This window comes from Massilibacteroides sp. (genome assembly GCF_028705895.1).
GTDB lineage: Bacteria > Bacteroidota > Bacteroidia > Bacteroidales > Tannerellaceae > Massilibacteroides.
On record NZ_JAQWCQ010000014.1, the window covers coordinates 24,413 to 46,570 of the forward strand.

A 22,158-nucleotide genomic window follows, 5' to 3' on the forward strand; every position below is an offset into this window, starting at 1 on the left:
TACGGAAAAATCTTTTTTTTGCCTATCTTTGTGTAATAGGAATAAAAATGCAGGAAATGGACAATTATATTGTATCAGCAAGAAAGTACCGCCCATCAACTTTTCGTAGTGTAGTTGGACAGAAATCATTGACTACTACTTTGAAAAATGCTATACAAACAAATAAATTAGCCCATGCTTATTTGTTCTGTGGGCCGCGCGGCGTAGGTAAAACATCCTGCGCGCGTATTTTTGCCAAAACGATCAACTGTCTCCACTTAACGCCTGAAGGAGATGCTTGTAACGAATGCGAATCGTGCAAGGCGTTTAACGAACAGCGTTCCTATAATATACATGAATTAGATGCTGCTTCTAATAATTCTGTGGACGATATTCGTTCGTTGATCGATCAGGTACGTATCCCTCCCGCTATCGGAAAATATAAGGTGTTTATCATTGATGAGGTGCATATGTTAAGCTCTGCTGCTTTCAATGCATTTCTGAAAACATTGGAAGAACCGCCCCATCACGCTTTATTTATTTTAGCGACAACTGAAAAACATAAAGTACTGCCTACAATACTTTCCCGTTGTCAGATTTATGATTTCGCACGTATCTCTATTGCCGATATGGTAGAGCATCTGGAATATGTGGCCTCTTGTGAAGGAATAACAGCTGAACCGGAAGCTCTGAATGTAATTGCGCAAAAGGCAGACGGCGGAATGCGTGATGCTTTGTCTATCTTTGATCAGGTAGCCAGTTTCAGTGGTGGTAATATCACTTATAAATCGGTTATTGATAACCTGAACGTTTTAGATTATGAATACTATTTCCGTTTGACCGATGCCATAGTAGCCGGAAATGTACGGGAAGCAATGCTTATTCTTAACGATATCTTAGGTAAAGGTTTTGACGGACAAAATATTATAACCGGATTGGCTTCTCATTTCCGTGATTTATTGGTCTGCCGCGATGAGGCAACGCTAATTCTGTTTGAAGTCGGTTCTTCTATCCGCGAACGTTACAAAGAAATGGCTAAACGTTGTTCTGAATCACTGTTATATAAAGCAATTGAATTAGCGAATGGTGCAGACCTGAATTATCGTACAAGTAGAAATAAACGATTGCTTCTGGAGTTAACGCTAATTCAGTTATGTCAGTTAACGGTTGCCGCAACTGAAGATAGTAAAAAAAAAGGCCTGATTGAACCGCTGCCTAACCAAGCAGATCAACAATACCGGGCTTCTCAGCCTGTTTCCAAACCTGCAGTATCAAATGCTGCTGCTCAACCGCAGGTAATAACAACTAAAATGCCTGCTGATACGCCCGTTTCCGCTGCTCCCGAGAGGCCGACGGAAACTCCGGTAAAGAAAAATGCAGCTCGTCCGCCAATGGGAATCTCTTTAAAGGAGATAGTGAAAGAGAAACCTCAGGAAGAAGTAAATACGAATACACAAGTTGTAGGAAAAGTACTGAGCACGCCTTTTGAAGAAGAGAGCCTGATCAGGTATTGGGATGAATTTTCAACCCAGATAGATAAGAAAGTCTATCTGAAGAATACGATGATTAATTGTAAACCGGTTTTGCAGGAAAACTTTTATTTTGAGGTGGCAGTTCATAATCCCGGACAACAGGATGAGTTGGCTACAAACAGTGTCGATATCTTAACCTTTTTACGTTCAAAACTGAACAATACGCAAATACAAATGCGCATCCGGATTGTTGAAACAAATGAAAAGCATCTTGCTTATACAGCAACCGAGCGATATGAACATTTGTTAAAAGAAAACCCTGTTCTCGCCCGGTTGAAAGAGGAGTTTAATCTAAGAATAGATTAAACGAAAATATTATAATTCCCTGATCCAGATATTACGGAAACTGATCGCTTCGCTTGGGTCTCCATGATCTTGCAGGATAAGTGGTCCCGCTCCATGTTTTTTAACCTGCGGAAAACCAATATACTCGGTAGTACCAAGAATTGTTGTGTTATTTTGTAGCACGATACCATTCTGGATAACCGTTACGCGAGGAGGAACACGGTATGTACCATCTTCTTTAAATACCGGAGCACTGTAAATAATGTCATATACATTCCATTCACCCGGTTTGCGCATAGCGTTTGCCAAAGGAGGAGTTTGCTTGTACACACTACCTGTCTGACCGTTCACATAAGTTTCATTATTGTAGCAGTCTAATATCTGTATCTCATATAATCCTTGAAGAAATACGCCACTATTACCGCGCGCCTGACTTTTTCCTGTGATTCCTTCCGGAATGCGCCATTCAATATGCAACTGAAAACTATCAAACTTTTGTTTCGTTTGAATATCACCGGTACCCTTCACTACCGTAAATGCACCATCCTGAACTTTCCATTTTGCTTCTCCTCCTTTAGCACTTTCCCAAGCAGAGAGGTCTTTTCCATCAAATAAAACTACAGCGTCTGATGGCGCCGAAAGAAAAGCATTTGAATTTGTATTTCCCGGAGTAACGATTGACGGCTGTGGTGTCCAATACTCTGACATGCCCGGAGTCATCTTTTCTTGTTTTGGGTATTCTTTCTGAGCAGAAAGCGTGCCACAAGCAGCACAAGCCAATACCAAAAGACCTGCCTTTGTTGTTAAGTTTCTTTTCAACATGATATTATTATTAAAATTCGTAATTAACGTATATACAAAAGTACATTTTTTGATGACATCTATTGATTGTGATTAAATAATCTTTTTTCAGATAATGTCTCATATTTAGTTGCCGGACGCCCATAATTACAATACGGATAAATACTTATACCCCCTCTCGGAGTAAATATACCTGTCACCTCAATATACTTAGGATCCATCAACCTGATCAGATCTTTCATGATAATATTTACACAATCTTCGTGAAACGCACCATGATTGCGAAAACTAAACAGATATAGCTTCAGACTTTTGCTCTCCACCATCTTTATATCAGGAATATAATCAATGTGTATTGTTGCAAAATCCGGTTGTCCGGTAATAGGGCATAGACTGGTAAATTCCGGACAGTTAAATCGTACCCAATAATCATTCTCCGGATGCTTGTTTGTAAAAGCCTCCAATACTTCGGGGGCGTAGTCCTGTTTGTAAACCGTATCGTTACCTAATAAATGTAATTCTTCACTTTCTTTCATCTGATGTTCTTTTTTAATTTATAGAATTGCTGTATTATCCGAACAAACTTATAAAAAATATGATGGATATATTTCTTGATGAATGAAAATCCGTCACAGAATCTTAATATGAAATTAACTGCCTTTTTATCTTGTTGGCTTTCCTTTGCGCACGAAAACAAGGACTTAATATTAATTGAAACTATGCAAAAAAAATTACTCTCATCTCGATTAAGACATTTTTTCGAGCAGAAAAAAAAGAGTTATTTCTCTTTAAGCTTATGGATGCTTCTTCTGTTGTTGTCGGTAAATGCCAATAGCCAAGGCGTTAACGGTTCAATAACGGGGACAGTGAATGACGAAAAAGGCGAACCTGTAATCGGAGCGTCTGTAATAGTTCCCAGAACAAGATTTATGACAATTACCGATATCGATGGAAAGTTTACGCTAAGTGATATTCCTGCCGGAAAAGTTTCTGTACAGATAAGTTATATCTCATTTGAAACAATGGTGATGAATGATGTTCAGGTGTTTGATGGTAAAACTTCCACTCTGGATATTGTGCTGAAAGAAGGAACGCAACTTTTGGACGAGGTGGTTGTTGTGGGTTATGGCACAATGCGTCGTAAGGATGTAACGAGTTCGATTACAACGATACAGTCTGATGACCTGAATCAAGGAGTTTATACTGATCCGGCTCAGTTATTGCAAGGTAAGGTGGCGGGTTTGACTATTACGCAGTCAAGCGACCCGAACAGTTCTCCGGCAATTATGCTTCGTGGTGCTTCTACACTTCGTGAAGGATCAGCTATGCAACCCTATTATATTATAGATGGTGTGCCGGGAGTTGACCTTTCCTTAGTTGCTCCGGATGATATTGCGACTATTGATGTGCTGAGAGATGCAACGGCAACAGCAATCTACGGATCGAAAGCGGCTAATGGAGTTATTATTATTACCACCAAACGAGGTAAGAAAGGACAGGCAAATGTGAGCTATAATGGTTATGTTGCTTTCGATAAGATTTCTAAAAATCTTGATCTGATGAGTGCAGAGGAGTTGCGTAATTATGCAGCAGCAAACAATTTTACTTTACCTAACGATGAAGGGGCTGATACTGATTGGCAAAAGGAAATACAACGCACGGGAGTTTCCTATAACCACCACGTGGCTGTGAGCGGAGGTAACGATAAATCCAATTATAATATCGGTTTGAACTATATGGACCAACAGGGAGCCATACTGGGAACTGATAAAGAGCGCCTGAGCGGAAGAGCTTTGGCGCAGTCTAAAATACTGAAAGATCGCTTGACATTGTCACTCGGGGTTAATGCGAGTCAATCTACACACGAAGGTGTTGTTATGAATGATGGTGGAGGTAGTGTAACAGATGCGATGAACTACTATTCGCCGACTCAACCGGTAAAGAACGCGGATGGTTCATGGTATGAGTCTTTTGGCGTAACACAGTATTTTAATCCCTTATCAATGATTAACGAAGACATTCAAAAGACGGTCTATAAAAAAATGATGATCACCGGTAAGGCTGACCTTAATCTGTTCAAGGGGTTGACCTGGAGTGCAAACTATTCATATATGAACGATCAGAGTACATATAGCGAATACCATACTACAAAATCCCAGTATGTTAGAAATAACGGACAGGCTACACGTAATACCTACTTTGGCAACAAGAGTGTGTTTGAAACGTATGCTAATTACGAAACCGTTCTGGCAGATGCACACCGTATCGGAGCAATGGCCGGATATTCATGGGAAGAAACGAATAGTAACGACGGCTTTGGGGTGACTGTGAAAGATTTTTATAACGACTATGTAAAATATTATAACCTCACATACGCGAATGTAATTGATGGCATTGACGGGGTAGAGAGTGGGGCAGAATCTACTTTGCGAATGATTTCTTTTTACGGACGTTTGAATTATGCTTATAATGGTAAATATAGTTTGCAGGCTACGTTACGTCGTGATGGATCTTCTGCTTTCGGAAAGAATAATCGTTGGGCAACGTTCCCTTCTGTTTCAGTAGCATGGCGGTTAGGCGAAGAAGACTTTATTAAGAATACAGGGGTGTTTGATGATTTGAAATTACGTGTAGGGTATGGCGTGAGTGGTAACTCGTTAGGATTTGATGCCTATACCGCCATCAAAACTTATGGTGAGTCCGGTTGGTTCAGCTATACGGATGCTGATGGAAATACATCTAACAAACATACATTGGCTGCAACCAATAACTCCAATCCGGATTTGAAATGGGAGAAGACGGGGATGTTCAATGTCGGTCTGGATTTTGCATTTCTGAATAGCCGCCTGAACGGTACGATCGAGTATTACGACAAGCGTACAAGCGACTTGATTTATTACTATCCCGTGTCAACGAATCGCTATCCCTTTGGTACGATGACTGCAAATGTGGGCGATATCAGTAATAAAGGTATTGAGTTTACACTAAATGCAATACCGGTACGTACAAAGGAATTTGAATGGAGCTCAACGATCAACCTGGCGCACAACAAGAATGTGGTAGAAAAACTATCTAACGAGACTTTCTCTGTCGATTATCAGAACATTGCTTATCCTTCTATTGCCGGAAATAGTGGCGTTTACGTGCAACGCCTGATGGAGGGATCGCCTATCGGACAATTCTATACATATGAGTGGGCTGGATATAATGAAGAAGGCGTTTCCCAATTTTACGAACGCGATCCGGAAACAGGCGAACGTACGGGTGAAATGACAACCTCCCCTAAAGATTCTGACCGGACAAAGACAGGAAGTGCACAACCTAAACTGACTTATGGGTGGAATAATACATTGAACTACAAGAACCTGTCATTAAGTATGTTTTTCCAGGGTGTATTAGGAAATAAAATATTTAATGCCTTGCGGGCACAATACAACTCCATCTCATTGATATCGTCAGGAAAGAATGTGCTGAAAGAAGTGGCGACAGATCAGAAATTTACGGATGTGAATGCACAGACTCCTTCAGATCGCTATATAGAAAATGGAAGCTATCTGCGTCTGGCTACTCTGTCATTAGCATACAACTTCGGGAATCTGGATGGTTGGATCAATAACCTGACACTTTACGCCACTTGCAACAATGTATTCACGCTGACTGAATATAAAGGTTCTGACCCCGAAGTGCAATTGGGTGGACTCACTCCCGGCATCGAATGGAGAGAAAACTACTATCCGCGTACGCGTACATTCATGGTAGGAATGAAAGTTAACTTCTAAAATTAAACAAAAAACAAGATGAAGAATAATATCAAACTATTTATAGCAGCAGGCGTTTTTAGTCTGACTACCGGTTGCACGGATCTTGATGTTGATGTTAAGTCGAAGTACATAGAATATCCATCAACCTCAGAAGTGGCAATTGAAGCAAAAATGGCAGATGTCTATTATGCATTCCGTGAGGCTCTCGGGGGGATTTATAATCGTACACAAACTTTGTCGTCTGATGAAGCTACAGGGATTAGTTTTGACGGAGACTACTACGATGGTGGTGTAAACAGCCATCCTTCACTGCATAACTTTATGGCGAATGATAACGGGCTGGCTTATTGGAGTGATCTGTCAAGTGGTATTACGAAATGTAATCAGATTATTGTTGACCTGGGTGGTGATGAGGCTGATCCTGCGAATATCGCTCCCGCAAGAGTTATGAGAGCTTTCTATCATTTTATTCTGATGGATAGTTTTGGTGACGTACCCGTGCTGGATGGAATTCCCGACGAAGATGAAGCTATAGAACGTAAACCCCGTAAAGAAGTCGCTGAATTTATAGAAAATGAACTGATTGAATCTTTGCCGTACCTCTCTGATAAAAACAATGCAGCAACCTATGGTAAACCGAATCAATGGATGGCAAAGGCTTTATTGGTAAAACTTTACATCAATTGGACTGTATATACAAGTAGCGACGTTACGGCATATAGCCCAAGTACGGCTAACGGAAAACTTAACGACTGTGTGAAGTATTGTGATGAAATTATTAAGAGTGGCCTCTTTGATCTGAGTGACAGTTTCCGTAAGAAATTCTTCCCGGATAATGGCGTGCATATCAAGGATTTTATTTATGCTATGCCCTTTGATAGCCGTTCAGCAAAGGGGATGTACTATGGTCGCTTTCGTACTTTTCGTCGTATTGATGACGGTAATGGCGGATACTATGGAGGGAAAATGGGTAATTCGTGTGCAGGAAACTATGCCATGAACCCCGAATTTGCCGACTTATTCAGCCTGGAAGGAGACGAACGAAACAATGCGGTGCTCGGTGGCGAAGTATATATATATGATGCTTCAACCTACGAACCCACAGCAGTTCCTTTTATTTACAAGGAAACATCTCCGTTAGTATTTTCCAAGACAATTACGCTAAAGGCTGAGAACGAGCAGCTCAATACAGGTGCCGACTTCAATGGATGGCGTCAGGGCTATCGTTCGATAAAGTTTTATCCGGATCCAACGGAATACAGAGAGTATAGCCGTAACCAAAGTAACGATGTGCCTGTCTTCCGTTTTGCAGATATTCTTCTGACTAAGGCAGAAGCCATTCTGCGTGGAGCATCAGCAACCAACGGCGACACTCCCGAGTCTTTGTTTAATCAGATACGTGCGTACGTAAAGGCTCCTGCATTTGATGGTACGCTTACATTTCAGGAACTTTTAGACGAACGCGGACGTGAATTCTTTGATGAAAACTGGCGTCGCAACGATATGATACGTTTCGGAACGTATGAAAACGAATATGGATTTCATAAACAAGGATTTCCTACTGCACGCTTCGACAAAGAATGTCGCATACTACCCGTCCCCCAAAGCGTATTGGATGAGAACAAAAACTGGAAACAAAACCCCGGTTATTAAGCCCCAAAAAACGGCTTTTTTAGTTGTTGAAATTCAAATGAAATTGAGGACGAAAAATATAAAGGATATTTTTGCAAAAATATCCTTTATATGGATCAGTCCGAAACCCCGGTTGTTATTACACTTGGATTATGTCGTTTTTAATGGGATTACCTCGATAGGTTAAAACAAATCGTGGACAGCAAATATAAAAAAGTGAAATAAAAAACAATATAATAGCAAAATTTGTCATTTTCAGACAAATTGTCGTCGGCCTCAACAGCGTTGTTTTAACGCGCTTTATTAAATAAAACGACAATATATATACCCGAAAAACAAACACCGAAAAACCACCCTTAAAACGAACGATACGGCATGCCCGTTTTTTTGAATTATCAAAATTGAACAAAAAAAGGCAATGGATAAAATCTCCCTATTCTTTTTGGAAAAAGATTCTATTCTTTTTTTGAATATAAAGGATATTTTTCAGAAAATAACCTTTATATTTTCGGTAAAAAACGGGCTATTTTAGTCTAAATACAATATTTATTGGTCTAAAACGATGCTATAAATCAAAAAACAAGGATGGACATTTTTTTACGCGTAAGTAAAAGGACGAAAAAAGTATCTATTTGTCAAAATAAAACAAAAAAATCAAAACTATTCGATTGATTTTAATGTATTGTAAATCAACAATATGAATGGGGTTGATTTTGTTGGAAGCCTCTGCTTAGCGTAGTCTCTAAAATGCCAGTTTGCAGTATAGACGTATCACGATGGATGATTACCATAACAACCCGATATTTTGCCTGATCCTTTAATATTTCCGAAAATATCCTTTATATTTTTTTTCTTATTACTATCCTTTAATTTTGACCTTACTTGTTAAGCAAATTAGTCCCTTCCTCACCAAATATAATTCGTAAAACTTCTTCTTCTTTTTTCCCGTTTAACTTAATTTGCAGAACTGTATCGGTAGAAACGTTCTCTTCTTTTTGAAGATGATATTTATCAGGATAAGTGATTATATCTATGACACTTACTTGTAAGACGTTTGCAATATGCAATAATGTGCGGTATTTTAATTCTCTTTCCCCAGACATTATTAGGCTAAAACCTGCCTGTTTCATACCTATTTTTGAAGCGATGTATTCCTGAGAAAACCCCTTGTTACGCCTTATAATATCAATGTTTGTTAGTATTTTATTCATTAAAGCAAGAGCCAGTATGATTAGACTTTGCAATATATCAGTTGTATTTCATATCTGTTTTTTTATTTTGTAATAAAAAATTACATTAACATTTGTTTGTATAACAAAATGTAATATATTTGCGAATAAATGTATAAGAGACACCTTTCCTTCTGTTGAGAAGAGTGCGACTTTGTTAGCTTAAATTTATTAATACTTATTGATATGGAAATGAAATTAACCACCCCAAAATTGCAGTTATCTGCAATGATGTTTGTGCAGTTTTTCATATGGGGAGCATGGTATGTTACTATGGGAACATATTTAGGCCAAACCTTGAATTTTACAGGTGTTCAGATCGGTCTTGCTTATGGTACAGCAGCTATTGCGTCAATGATCTCACCGTTTATAGTAGGGATGATAGCTGACCGTTTTTTTTCAGCAAACCATGTTATGGCATTCTTAAATCTGGTAGGTGCCGGTCTGCTGTTCTGGCTTACCCAAATCAAAGAATTTTCACTCTTTTTCCCCGTCTTGTTTATCTACACTATTTGCTACATGCCGACAACGGCGCTTTGTAACTCCATTTCTTTTGAAAACCTGAAAGATCCCGGAAAAGAATTTTCCCGAATCCGATTATTAGGCTCCATTGGCTGGATTGCTGCAGGCGTATTAGTTAGCGTACTAAATGTAGAACATCTATCTACCCCCTTCTTCGTTGCAGGGATTTCTTCAATAGGCGGTTTTGCGTTAGCGCTCATTCTGCCTTATAAGAAGCCGGAACGAAGCAAGGAGAAAGTTTCCTTTTTTAAAATGCTTGGTTTTGACGCTTTCAAATTAACGAAAGAACGTTCATTTTCCATGTTGCTTATTTTTTCTGCATTAACCTGTATCCCACTGGCATTCTACGATTCATTTACAAACTTGTACTTAAATGATATTGGAATAAAGAATGCAGCCGCAGCAATGAGTCTGGGACAAATCGCAGAGATTTTTTTCTTATTTACTTTTCCTTTCTTTTTCTCAAAACTAAGGTATAAAGGCAGTATCGGCATCGCAATTTTTGTTTGGATGGCTTTATATGGCTTTTTCGCACTAGGCGCATCTACCGGAATGACAGCGTTTATTTATGCAGCGCTTCCATTCCATGGCTTTTGTTTTACGTTCTTTTTTGTTTCCGGACAATTGTTTGTTGATGAAAAATCTCCATCCAATCTGCGTAATTCAGCACAAGGGCTTATAGCCTTTGCAACCTATGGGGTAGGAAAATATCTGGGAACTTTGGTTGCCGGAAATGTAGTTGACCGATATACCTCCAATGGTTCATACGAATGGGTATCTATCTGGATTGCTCCTTTGATTATGATCACTATTATATTCATTGGATTTATGATGTTTTTTAAAGAGAATAAAACAACTTAGTATTAATTAAAAACATAATTGCTTATGACATAATTAGAAAACCACAATTATTAATCAAACATGGATACCTCAGAACTATCCAAAATTCAATAAGAGTTTAAAATCAAAATTTAATGAAAATCTATGTTAACGAAACAAACAAAAAAGAATGGTAAAAGAACTGTTTCGTTCTTGTTTACCTTATTATTACTATTATGTTGCGTACCCGGATTTGCCCAAAGTATTTCAATAAAAGGTACTGTTGTTGACGCTACAGGAGAACCGCTTATTGGCGTTAACGTTTCGGTAAAGGGAACTACGATAGGTACGATCTCTGATTTAGATGGAAACTATACGCTTCAAGCGCCGAGTAGCACTTCCGTTATTGTATTCTCTTTTATTGGTTATAAAACGGAAGAAGTAACAGTCGGCTCTAATACTGTTATTGATATGACGTTGAAAGACGATACTCAATTGATTGATGAGGTCGTAGTCGTTGGTTATGGCGTGCAGAAGAAAGTGACTGTTACCGGAGCTGTAGCCAGTGTAGGAGGAGAGGAGCTCAAAGCTTCCCCAACCACAAACTTGTCAAATGCGATGGTTGGTCGTATGCCTGGTGTGATTGGTTGGCAACGCTCCGATGAGCCTGGCGGAGGCGGAACAACAATCCGTATTCGTGGTACAAATTCTTTGGGAAATAATGATCCGTTAGTTGTTATTGATGGTGTTCCGGGACGTACCGGCGGATTGAACCGTATAAACCCGAACGAAATCGAGTCTATGTCTGTCCTGAAAGATGCTGCAGCTGCAATTTATGGTTCACGTGCTGCAAATGGTGTTATTCTTATTACTACAAAGCGAGGAAAGGAAGGAAAACCTACGGTTACCTACACCGGTAGTATGGGGTTTTCACAGCCAACACGTATTCCGGAATTAGCGAACGCTTTTGAATATGCTACTATGGTGAATGAAATTGATAAATACTCCGGACGTACTCCTCGTTATTCCGAAGAAGATCTGCGTTTATATCAGGATGGTTCAGATCCTTGGGGACATCCGAATACAAACTGGTATGAAGAAACCGTTAAAGATTACTCTCCATTGTATCGTCATGATTTGAGTATTTCAGGAGGAAGTGATCGATTTAAATTTTTTATGGCTTTGGCTGCCAATGGGGAAGATGGTATCTATAAGAAATCAGCAAACCGTTACGACCAGTACAGCGTACGTGTTAATCTGGATATGAAAGTGAATGACTACTTGGATATAGCTTATGGTAGTGTGAACCGTTTACAGGTAACAAACTATCCGGCACGTGGAGCTGGGGATATTTTTAGTTCTATGGTGCGAAGTAAACCTATTTTACCCGCTTACTGGCCTAGTGGTGAGCCTGGTCCGGATATTGAATATGGCGACAACCCCGTAGTTCGTGCTACTCCTGCAACAGGTGAAGATATTTATAAAGAATATTTTATTCAGAACACCTTGAGGGCTACGTTGAAAGTTCCCGGAGTAGAAGGCTTGACACTTACCGGAACAGGTTCATACGACCAGCATTTTAAGAATCGCCGTCGTTTTGAAACGCCATTTACGCTTTATACATGGGATGGTAATCCGGAACATACGCTAACTCCGGCTTTAAAGGGTGTTTCTCAGCCTCAGCTGGAAGAAAGACGTGAAGAACAAAATGACTGGATGGCTAATTTGGTGGCTACTTATGACCGTTCGTTTGGAGATCATAATTTCGGGGTTACTCTCGGTATCGAAGCGCAGGAGAACAACTGGCGGATGGTAAGGGCAACGCGTAAATACTTTATCTCCGATGCTTTGGATGAAATCAATAATGGCTCTGTGACTGATATGGAAACAGAAGGTTACTCATGGAAGGAAAGCCGTATTAACTATTTCGGTCGTGCCAGCTATAACTATTTGGAAAAATATCTATTTGAATTTGTGTTCCGTTATGACGGATCTTATCGCTTCCCGAAAGAAAAGCGTTATGGTTTCTTTCCTGGTGTTTCTGCGGCATGGCGTGCCTCAGAAGAAGCATTTTGGCAGGAAAACCTCAGTTTTATCAATTACTTCAAACTGCGTGGATCTATATCACAAACAGGTAGTGACTATTTGGTTGATAGTGATGGGAATGTGGACAGAACGATTCAGTATCTAAATACTTACGGTTTTGGCACTGAATATATGTTTGGGACGACGTTCCAGAAAACATTGTATCCGACTCGTACGCCGAATCCCAATATTACATGGGAAGTGGGAACGACTTATGATATCGGCTTTGAATTCAAATTTCTCGATAACCGTTTAAGTCTCGAGTCTGACCTATTCTATCAGAAACGTACGAATATGTTGATCTATAGAAATGCGTCATTACCGGAAATATCCGGGATTTCGCTACCAAGAGAAAATATTGGTAAAATGGATAATAGAGGAATTGAGGCATTGGTTAACTGGAGCGACAGAGCCGGTAAAGTGGAGTATGATTTGTCTTTCAATATGACTTATGCAAAGAATAAACTGTTATTCTGGGATGAAACTCCGGGTATTCCGGATTATCAGAAACGTACAGGCAAACGAGTAAATACAGAACTTTGGTACATTGCTGACGGGGTGTTTAATACGCAGGAAGAATTGGACAGTTATCCTCATTGGGCAAACGCCCGTACGGGAGATATAAAATATGTCGATGTCAATGATGACGGTGTTATAGATTCGGATGACCGTGTCCGTTCAAATAAAAACTCAGAACCACCTTTTGTGTTTGGTATTACTACGGCGCTTCGTTGGAATAATTTTGATTTCAAAGCTTTATTTCAAGGAGCTACGGGGGCTATTACCTATATTTGGCGTGAGAGAGCCGGAGAAGCTGGAAACTACTATAAATTTATGTACGATAATCGTTGGACGGAAGAAAACCCAATGGTAGAACATCCACGTGCATATAACCGTGAAAATGAATACTGGGCAAAGAATGGTACAGATCAAAAGAATACGTATTATCAGTTTAAAACGGATTATCTGCGTTTGAAAAATATTGAATTAGGATATACTTTTAATTTCCCAGCTATCCGTAATGCCGGAATTCAGGACTTGAGGTTATCTGTAACAGGAACGAACATCTTTACTATTGATGATGTGAAAGTGCAAGACCCGGAAGCGAACGATACCGGCCGTGAATATCCGCAGCGTCGTATCTGGAATCTCGGTGTTTCAGTAACATTCTAAATTTAAGTGATTATGAAAAATAGAAAACAAATAATAGCAGCAATCGTATTGAGTTCAGCTGTAGCGTTCAATTCTTGTTCGGATTTTATGGATGTTGTACCATCTACATCCTATACGGAGGAAATGGTGTTCACAGATGCTGCTTTGACACAGGCTTTTGTAAATGACTTGTATAATAATATACATCCCGGAGCTAAAGAACACTCATTGGATGGCTTGACTGATGACGCATATTTTACACATAATTATGGTCAGAAAGATATCGTTGAAGCAACCTCTATTTCAGAGGGAAATCTTCGTTGGTACGATGATGATAATAATCCGTTTAAATGGAAGAAACGATATAATGGAATCCGTTTCGCAAATATAATTCTCAATAATATTGACAAAGTTCCTCCTAAAATAGGATATGATCTGGATCGAATGAAAGGCGAAGCATTTTATATGCGTGCTCATATGTATCATGAATTGGTTCGTGGTTTCGGAGGTGTACCTATTGTGACTGAAAATTTCTCTTTAGATCAGGTTGAAGAAATGAAAAAACCGCGTAATACGATGCGTGAATGTCTTGATTTCATAGTAAAAGACTTGGAAGAAGCGGAAAAATATCTGCCGGAAACAGTTGGCTCTTCAGAATGGGGACGTGTAACGAAATATGTAGCTATCGGATTAAAAGCACGTATTTTATTGCATGTGGCTAGCCCATTATATGCAGATCGTACAGTTAACACTTTAAACGTGAATCAATTTGACGGAGATCGTGCGGCAACTTATCGTGCAGCTAAAGACGCGGCAATAAAGGTTATTAACGAAGGTCCTTTCAGCTTGATTGATTGTAGGGGTGGAATTAATACTGAAAGAGCGGAAAAGTTTAAAGCGATTATGACCGATGTTCAGAACAGTGAACAAATGTTTGTGCGTAACTATCATACCTCTATTGGTAACGCCAATAACATGGGGTTATGGCATGGTCCTAATGGTTATCACAACTGGGCTGGTACTACTCCGACTCAAGATTTGGTTATGGCCTTTGAATTTGAAGATGGAACAATGCCTGAAGGTATGACGAAACCCGGAGAATTCCAAAAAGGTAATCCTTATAATGGTCGTGAGCCGCGCTTTTATGCAACAGTTGCGACAGATGGTAATACCTGGGGGCGTCCTCGCCCTTCTGATGCTGCAACATTAGATCCGACTCCACTTGGTCGTTTACAAGCTGGCAAATATGAGGTCACTAATGGTGATACTGAAATAGAATATCGTGATGGTGTAACAAGAACTTCAATGTGGGGAGTTGATACCCGACAGGGGCCTATTGAGGATTGGAATGGCTCGTGGACGGGTTATTATGAAAAGAAACTAATCGATACCTCCATAGATGCGCAATACTTCAGACAGACAGTACCTCATGTTTACATGCGTTTAGCTGAAATGTATTTGATTGCGGCAGAAGCATGTGTTGAATTAAACGAATTGGATGAAGCTGCTAAATGGATGGATGTTTTGCGTGATCGTATTGATTTGACAGATACTAAAACTGCATTGGCTGCTCGCGGAAAACAATTTAATCAGGCAGACTTGCGTGATTTTATTCGTCAACAACGTCGTGTGGAGTTTGCGTATGAACAGCATCGTTATTTTGATGTTCGCCGTTGGATGATAGCTGATGAATGTGGAAATAAGCCTTTGACAGGCATTGTTGTTGAAGGTATATTAAAGCCGGGGAAAACGTCTTACAAACCTTATATTCATGATGAAGAAAAATATGATTATTACTATTATGTAAATGATCTTTCCAGTCTTGAAAAGAGAAAGTGGATGGATAAAATGTATTTTGCCCCTATAAGTCAGGATGAAATCAGGCGTAATCCGAATTTAGTTCAAAATCCGGGCATGAGTATAGATAAATAATATAGGTAGCCTCATTATATAAACATAACGAATAGTTAAAAAAATCCTCTCATTGAGTTAGAGTCTGTTTGATTTTTTATAATAGACAGGTAAAATACCGATGAGAGGATTTTATTAATTAGATATTGAATGAATGTTTTAAGTTTCTTTTTGATTAAAACTTAATAAAGGATAAATATGAAAACTCATGCTACATAAAATGGGTAGTTTTACGTAAAACAGGTGTTTTCCGCTTGCCGAGAATATGAATAGTTCTTGGAATTTTTTATATTTGTGCAATCCTCTGTTTATTTTACTTTATAAGCAGCTTTGTTACATTTAAACTTATTGATATATCATGAAAAACAGAAAATTAAGAATGGGTATGGTCGGAGGTGGTTCCGATGCGTTTATCGGTGCTATACACCGTTGTGGCGCTTTTATGGACAACCAGATTGAACTGGTGTGCGGATGCTTTAGTGTGAATCCTGAAATTTCACGTAGTTCCGGCCTATCATATTATCTTCCGGAGGATCGTATTTATAGTACTTATCAGGAAATGTTTGAACATGAGTTGACCCTTCCTGAAGGTGAAAGAATGGATTTTGTAACGATCGTTACACCTAATAAATGGCATTTTGAGCCGGCTATGATGGCTCTTGAAAGAGGTTTTCATGTGGTAATTGATAAGCCGATTACATTCTCGCTTGAGGAAGCAAAGGAATTACAGAAAAAAGTAGAAGAGACCGGTCTGGTGCTTGCTTTGACGCATGTATATACGGGGTATCCAGCTGTAAAGGATATGAAAGCGCGTATTGCTGCAGGTGAATTGGGTAAAATACGTCGCGTGTACGTAGAATATTGTCAGGGTTGGCTTTCTGAAAGAATAGAACTGTTAAGTGGTAATAATGCCGGGTGGCGTACTGATCCTAAACGCTCTGGTAAAGCCGGTTGTATTGGAGATATCGGAACGCATGCATGGCATCTAAGCGAATATGTGTTAGGACAAAAAGTAACCGAACTTTGCGGTGACTTGACTTCGTTTGTCCCTAATCGTCCGATTGACGATGATGGAACAGCGTTCCTTAAATATGATGGAGGAGCTAAGGGAGTACTTGTTTCTTCGCAAATTTGCGCGGGTGAAGAAAATAATATTCGTATTCGTGTATATGGAGAAAAAGGAGGCTTGGAATGGAGACAGGAGGAACCGAATTCTGTTTATGCGAAATGGATTGACAAACCAAAAGAGATTTATCGCGTAGGTAACGGAGGATATATGGCTCCGATCGCCAAATACAATGCCCGGACTCCGGGTGGACATCCGGAAGGATTTATTGAGTCGTTTGCAAATATTTACCGTAATTTTTCGGCAACGGTAAGAGCTATTGCCGAAGGACGTAAGGCAACCGAAGAAGAATTGGACTTCCCGACTGTTTATGATGGTGTTAGAGGAATGCAATTCATTGAAACAATGGTTGAAGCAGGGCATAATGACTCTCAGAAATGGCAGAAATGGATTGATTAAATGAACTAATTTTCAAAAACAGTATATATGAAACGTAACCTGATTGCATGTGCCTTATTTTTTGCTGCAACTTCTTTGTTTGCGCAAAAGAACGAGTGGCAGGATCCGAAAGTGAACGAAATAAATCGTGCTCCAATGCACACGAATTATTTCGCCTATGAAACGGAAACAGCTGCGCTGAATGGAGTAAAAGAAGAATCGTCTAATTTTATGACGTTAAACGGCACATGGAAGTTTAACTGGGTTCGGAACGCAGATAGCCGGCCTACAGATTTTTACCGTGTTGATTTGAATGATAAAGGATGGGACTGCATGCAGGTTCCCGGTCTTTGGGAACTAAACGGATATGGTGATCCAATTTATGTCAATGTTGGCTATCCCTGGCGAAATCAATTTAAGAACAACCCGCCGGAGTTTCCTGTTGAGAATAATCATGTGGGCTCATATCGTAAAGAAATAATTTTGCCAACTAATTGGAAAGGCAAAACAGTGATCGCTCATTTTGGTTCGGTTACATCCAATATGTATTTATGGGTTAACGGACAATTTGTCGGCTACAGTGAAGATAGTAAATTGGAGGCCGAATTTGATATTACCAAATATCTTAAAGCCGGAAAGAATCTCATTGCTTTCCAATCTTTCCGCTGGTGCGATGGTACATACCTGGAAGATCAGGACTTTTTCCGCTATTCGGGAGTAGGGCGTGATTGCTATCTCTATACCCGTAATGCTCAGCGTTTGCAGGATATTCGGATTACCCCTGATCTTGATTCGCAATATAAAGACGGTACATTAAATATTGCATTAGATATTGTAGGCAATGTGACGACTGAACTGAATCTGCTCGACAGGAAGGGAGAGGTTGTTGCCTCTGCTTCTTTAAAAGGAAGCGGAAAGAAAAATGCTCAGATGAGTGTTTCCAATCCTTTGAAGTGGACAGCGGAAACTCCTAATCTGTACACGCTTGTTGCAAATGTGAAAAATGGAGATAAACTTATAGAATCAATTCCGGTAAAAGTCGGATTCAGAAAGATCGAATTGAAGGGCGGGCAGATTCTTGTAAACGGACAGGCCGTTTTATTTAAAGGAGTAAATCGCCATGAAATGGATCCGGAAACAGGCTATGTGCTAACTCGTGAACGTATGATTCAGGACATTCGCGTTATGAAAGAATTTAATGTCAATGCGGTTCGTACCTGCCACTATCCGGATAACAATCTTTGGTATGATCTATGCGACGAGTACGGACTTTATGTTGTAGCTGAGGCTAATGTCGAATCTCATGGAATGGGATATGGTGAAGAAACATTGGCAAAGAATCCGAATTATGCCAAAGCACATATGGAAAGAAACCAACGCAATGTGCAGCGTGGATTTAATCATCCTTCAATCATATTCTGGTCTCTTGGTAACGAAGCCGGATTTGGTCCTAATTTTGAAGCTTGTTATACGTGGATAAAGGCGGAAGATCCTTCCAGAGCTGTACAATATGAACAAGCACATGGTAATGAGTTTACAGATGTGTATTGTCCGATGTATTTAGGTTATGAAAGAAGTGAAAAATACTGTCAGAACAATCCAACAAAGCCTTTGATTCAATGCGAATATGCGCATGCAATGGGTAATTCTCAAGGAGGGTTTAAGGAATATTGGGACTTAACTCGTAAATATCCGCATTATCAAGGTGGTTTTATCTGGGACTTTGTAGATCAGTCTTTACGTATGAAAAGAAACGGAGTTGATTTCTATGCGTATGGCGGAGACTTCAATCGCTATGATGCTTCGGATAATAATTTCTTAGATAACGGGCTGATCAGTCCGGACAGAGTTCCTAATCCGCATATGTATGAAGTAGGTCATGTTTATCAATCTATCTGGACTACTCCCGGTGATTTGTCTAAGGGAACAATAAACATCTATAACGAAAACTTCTTTACGGATCTTTCCGGTTATTATGCCGAATGGAATTTGCTTGCTGACGGAATCGTGGTGCAAAGCGGTATTGTTCAGAATCTGAATGTGGCACCTCAAGCTACAGCATCTGTTAAATTGGATTATTCGCTTGACGGTATCTGTCCTGAAAACGAAATCCTTTTGAATGTAGCCTATAAAACAAAGAAAGGATGCAGTATCTTAGAAGCAGGACATGTAGTAGCTAAAGGACAGCTTGTGGTACGTGAATATAAACCTTGTGATATGAAGTTTGCTAACAAAACGGCCAGTAACACGGCTGTTGTTCTGCCTGAAGTGTTGGGTAATGATGTGAATTATCTGATCGTCAAAGGCGAGAACTTCCAGATTGACTTCAATAAAGCAGATGGCTATATCAGTCGCTACGATGTGGACGGTTTGCAAATGTTGAATGATGGTGGCACTTTAACACCGAACTTCTGGAGAGCACCGACAGATAATGATATGGGGGCAAACTTACAGTTGAAATACAGAGCCTGGTTAAATCCGGATTTGAAACTAAAAGAGTTGACGAATAAAACGGAAGGCGGTCTGACCATAATTAATGCATCCTATGATATGGAAGCAGTGTCTGCAAAACTTAATCTGAAATATGAGATTAATAATCTGGGAGAAATTAAAGTAACTCAATCTATGACTACGACGAAGGGAGCTGATGTCTCGGATTTGTTCCGTTTTGGTTTGCAAATGCAAATGCCGAAGGATATGAGTCAGATTAAGTATTACGGTCGTGGCCCAATCGAAAATTACTCCGACAGAAAATTGTGCACAGACATAGGTCTGTATAAACAAACTGTAAGCGAACAATTTTATTCGTATATCCGCCCGCAAGAGACAGGAACTAAGTCTGATGTAAGATGGTGGGCACAAACGAATAAGAGTGGTAATGGTCTTTTGTTCGTTTCAGAAGCTCCTTTTTCTGCTTCAGCACTCAATTATTCGATCGAATCATTAGACGATGGCGTGAAAAAGGATCAGAGACATTCCGCTTTAGTAGAACAAGCTGATTATACGAATGTATGCATTGATAAAATTCAGATGGGATTAGGATGTGTTAATTCATGGGGGGCATTACCTCTGGAGCAATACAGAATCCCGTATAAGGATTATGAATTTACATTGATCATACGGCCGGTAAAAGCTGTATTGTAATAAGAAATATGAATTATAGATAAATATAGGAAGAAGAGATTGGTGATGTTATGTTGCCTCTCTCTTCTTTATTTATTATTGAAAATTGTTTAATAGAGGCGGTTCTACTTTTCTAACAATAAAAAAAACATTATTTTTAGGCCTTATTCAGCTTTTTGATGTGTTTAGTTGTGTTACTGTTAACAGATTACCATAAAAACAAATGACAAATAAAAATTCTTATTCAAACTCTCAAAAGAAAAAAAGCTTTTTTCGCGGAAAAACTTTCATTCTACTATTAGGCGTCGGGCTTGGTGTTGCTGCGATGATCGGTATTTATCAAACTTCAGTTTATTTTTCGACAGACGAATCCTGTATGATGTGTCATGTGCATCCCCATGCAGAGGAAACATGGAAAATAGGGAAACATGTCAATAACAGCAGTGGCGTTAAGGTTCATTGTGTAGATTGCCACCTTCCTCCAAAACATGATACTTGGGCGCACTATACAGCCAAGGCTAAATTAGGAGCTAAGGATCTTTGGGGATATTTAACGAAAGACAGTGCTGACTTCGATTGGGAAACTAAATCTCAATTGGAACATGCCATTAAGTTTATCCCTAATGAATCCTGTAAGGAATGCCATCAGAATTTATTTCCCGAAGGAATTAACAATGACGGTATTACAGCCCATCTTTATTATGAAGAAAATGAAAAAAAATTAGACCTGCAATGTATTAGTTGCCACCTTGACGCAGGACATTATAATCCGGATTATACACACGGACAATTAGAAGGAATTCCGACAATGTCATCAGCTACTGTAGATACCAGTCTCTTCTTTAAAGAATCAACTGCGGTAACTTCCTTTAGTGATTATGTTGAACAGATTCCGGGCACGATGATTTCTTTCAAAATGGTTGCTGTTCCGGGTGGATCTTTTAAAATGGGTAGTTCTTCAAAAGAAGCATTCCATAAAGCAGATGAAGCTCCCGTTCGTAATGTAACTCTTACTCCTTTCTTTATGGCTGAAGTTGAAGCTACGTGGGATCAGTATTGGGCATTCTACGGACAAACAATGAGTGAGGGGCGTACTCCTCCCGAAACAGTTTATGCCAATAATAGTAATCCTGAAGTAGATGCGATTTCGGGTCCAACTCCTCCGTTTGGATTCCCAGACCAAGGATGGGGTGGAGGTGATCGCCCTGCAATTACGATGACGCATTATGCTGCGGAAACATTTTGCCAGTGGCTTTCACAAAAAACAGGAAAGAAATACCGTTTGCCTACAGAAGCTGAATGGGAATATGCTGCTCGTGGCGGTGTTGAAACTCCGTATTTTTTTGAAGGAAATCCAAAAGACTTTTCGGATGAAGGTTTCTGGCGCAAACTTTTCAGTGCTAAAACCGAACCGATCAGTAATTATATCATTTATAATAAGAATAGTAAGAATAAGACACAAGAACCATCTGCCGTGCAGGCTAATCCGTTCGGCTTAAAGAATATGTTAGGAAACGTGATGGAATATTGTGCGGACAAATATGATCCTGAAGCCTATTCGAAAACAGATGAGAATGTGACAAATCCATTGGTGACGAGTGGTGACGAATGGGTTGTAAGAGGAGGTAACTATACTTCCGATGCTGCGGATGTGAGAAGTGCTGCCCGTGATTATTCAAAACATGACATCTGGCTGAAGACCGACCCGCAACAACCTAAAAGTATCTGGTGGTATTCAGACATTCGCGGAATCGGCTTCCGTGTAGTTTGTGAACCGGATGCATCAATCAATGCAAATTAATAATATAAACACTTTAAATATT

At 39.6% G+C, this 22,158-nt stretch carries 12 protein-coding genes; 9 read left to right on the forward strand and 3 right to left on the reverse strand.

The features are described from left to right. The first annotated feature begins 56 nt into the window (after window positions 1–56). Window positions 57–1,817, forward strand: a complete 1,761-nt coding sequence (locus PHT93_RS05475) for a DNA polymerase III subunit gamma/tau (protein ID WP_300240452.1) — start codon at window positions 57–59, stop codon at window positions 1,815–1,817. Window positions 1,818–1,826: 9 nt separating this feature from the next. Here PHT93_RS05475 and PHT93_RS05480 read toward each other — a convergent pair whose 3' ends face one another. Together PHT93_RS05480 and queF are read right to left on the reverse strand one after the other, a co-directional pair. Next, a complete protein-coding gene (locus PHT93_RS05480) occupies window positions 1,827–2,618 on the reverse strand; it encodes a DUF1080 domain-containing protein (protein WP_300240454.1) in 792 nt (263 codons plus the stop codon). Between the two features lie 59 nt (window positions 2,619–2,677). After that, the gene (gene queF, locus PHT93_RS05485; RefSeq protein ID WP_300240456.1) at window positions 2,678–3,133 is read right to left on the reverse strand and encodes a preQ(1) synthase; all 456 of its coding nucleotides are present in this window, start codon (window positions 3,131–3,133) and stop codon (window positions 2,678–2,680) included. 183 nt (window positions 3,134–3,316) lie between these two features. Between queF and PHT93_RS05490 the strand changes: the two genes are divergently transcribed. Together PHT93_RS05490 and PHT93_RS05495 are read left to right on the forward strand one after the other, a co-directional pair. Beyond that, complete coding sequence (locus PHT93_RS05490) at window positions 3,317–6,376, forward strand: TonB-dependent receptor (RefSeq protein WP_300240458.1); 3,060 nt, start codon at window positions 3,317–3,319, stop codon at window positions 6,374–6,376. A gap of 18 nt (window positions 6,377–6,394) precedes the next feature. Then, a complete protein-coding gene (locus PHT93_RS05495) occupies window positions 6,395–8,011 on the forward strand; it encodes a RagB/SusD family nutrient uptake outer membrane protein (RefSeq protein ID WP_300240460.1) in 1,617 nt (538 codons plus the stop codon). Window positions 8,012–8,868: 857 nt separating this feature from the next. On the opposite strand, the gene PHT93_RS05500 is transcribed toward PHT93_RS05495, so the two are convergent. Continuing rightward, the gene (locus PHT93_RS05500) at window positions 8,869–9,201 is read right to left on the reverse strand and encodes a helix-turn-helix transcriptional regulator (protein WP_300240462.1); all 333 of its coding nucleotides are present in this window, start codon (window positions 9,199–9,201) and stop codon (window positions 8,869–8,871) included. A gap of 204 nt (window positions 9,202–9,405) precedes the next feature. Here PHT93_RS05500 and PHT93_RS05505 point away from each other — a divergent pair, with 204 nt between their 5' ends. From PHT93_RS05505 to PHT93_RS05530, 6 genes are all read left to right on the forward strand, one after another. Further along, window positions 9,406–10,602: an MFS transporter gene (locus PHT93_RS05505; RefSeq protein WP_300240464.1), complete on the forward strand. Its 1,197-nt coding sequence runs from the start codon at window positions 9,406–9,408 to the stop codon at window positions 10,600–10,602. Window positions 10,603–10,725: 123 nt separating this feature from the next. Beyond that, a complete protein-coding gene (locus PHT93_RS05510) occupies window positions 10,726–13,818 on the forward strand; it encodes a TonB-dependent receptor (RefSeq protein WP_300240466.1) in 3,093 nt (1,030 codons plus the stop codon). Window positions 13,819–13,830: 12 nt separating this feature from the next. Further along, window positions 13,831–15,729 (forward strand): RagB/SusD family nutrient uptake outer membrane protein, encoded by a 1,899-nt coding sequence (locus PHT93_RS05515; RefSeq protein ID WP_300240468.1) that lies wholly within the window; start codon window positions 13,831–13,833, stop codon window positions 15,727–15,729. Window positions 15,730–16,066: 337 nt separating this feature from the next. Next, window positions 16,067–17,233 (forward strand): Gfo/Idh/MocA family oxidoreductase, encoded by a 1,167-nt coding sequence (locus PHT93_RS05520; protein WP_300240470.1) that lies wholly within the window; start codon window positions 16,067–16,069, stop codon window positions 17,231–17,233. 27 nt (window positions 17,234–17,260) lie between these two features. After that, window positions 17,261–20,356 carry a glycoside hydrolase family 2 TIM barrel-domain containing protein gene (locus tag PHT93_RS05525; protein ID WP_300240472.1) on the forward strand — a complete coding sequence of 1,032 codons (3,096 nt, stop codon included), beginning with the start codon at window positions 17,261–17,263 and terminating at the stop codon, window positions 20,354–20,356. A gap of 202 nt (window positions 20,357–20,558) precedes the next feature. Beyond that, entirely contained in the window at window positions 20,559–22,136 is a 1,578-nt protein-coding gene (locus tag PHT93_RS05530) for an SUMF1/EgtB/PvdO family nonheme iron enzyme (protein WP_300240474.1), read from the forward strand. Window positions 22,137–22,158 lie beyond the last annotated feature (22 nt).

Bases quoted from the DNA above. Each gene is read 5' to 3' on its own strand.
- PHT93_RS05495 (WP_300240460.1), top strand. From the start codon at position 6,395: ATGAAGAATAATATCAAACTATTTATAGCAGCAGGCGTTTTTAGTCTG.
- PHT93_RS05520 (WP_300240470.1), top strand. From the start codon at position 16,067: ATGAAAAACAGAAAATTAAGAATGGGTATGGTCGGAGGTGGTTCCGAT.
- PHT93_RS05505 (WP_300240464.1), top strand. From the start codon at position 9,406: ATGGAAATGAAATTAACCACCCCAAAATTGCAGTTATCTGCAATGATG.
- PHT93_RS05510 (WP_300240466.1), top strand. From the start codon at position 10,726: ATGTTAACGAAACAAACAAAAAAGAATGGTAAAAGAACTGTTTCGTTC.
- PHT93_RS05475 (WP_300240452.1), top strand. From the start codon at position 57: ATGGACAATTATATTGTATCAGCAAGAAAGTACCGCCCATCAACTTTT.
- PHT93_RS05480 (WP_300240454.1), bottom strand. From the start codon at position 2,618: ATGTTGAAAAGAAACTTAACAACAAAGGCAGGTCTTTTGGTATTGGCT.
- PHT93_RS05500 (WP_300240462.1), bottom strand. From the start codon at position 9,201: ATGAATAAAATACTAACAAACATTGATATTATAAGGCGTAACAAGGGG.
- PHT93_RS05530 (WP_300240474.1), top strand. From the start codon at position 20,559: ATGACAAATAAAAATTCTTATTCAAACTCTCAAAAGAAAAAAAGCTTT.
- PHT93_RS05490 (WP_300240458.1), top strand. From the start codon at position 3,317: ATGCAAAAAAAATTACTCTCATCTCGATTAAGACATTTTTTCGAGCAG.
- PHT93_RS05515 (WP_300240468.1), top strand. From the start codon at position 13,831: ATGAAAAATAGAAAACAAATAATAGCAGCAATCGTATTGAGTTCAGCT.
- PHT93_RS05525 (WP_300240472.1), top strand. From the start codon at position 17,261: ATGAAACGTAACCTGATTGCATGTGCCTTATTTTTTGCTGCAACTTCT.
- queF (WP_300240456.1), bottom strand. From the start codon at position 3,133: ATGAAAGAAAGTGAAGAATTACATTTATTAGGTAACGATACGGTTTAC.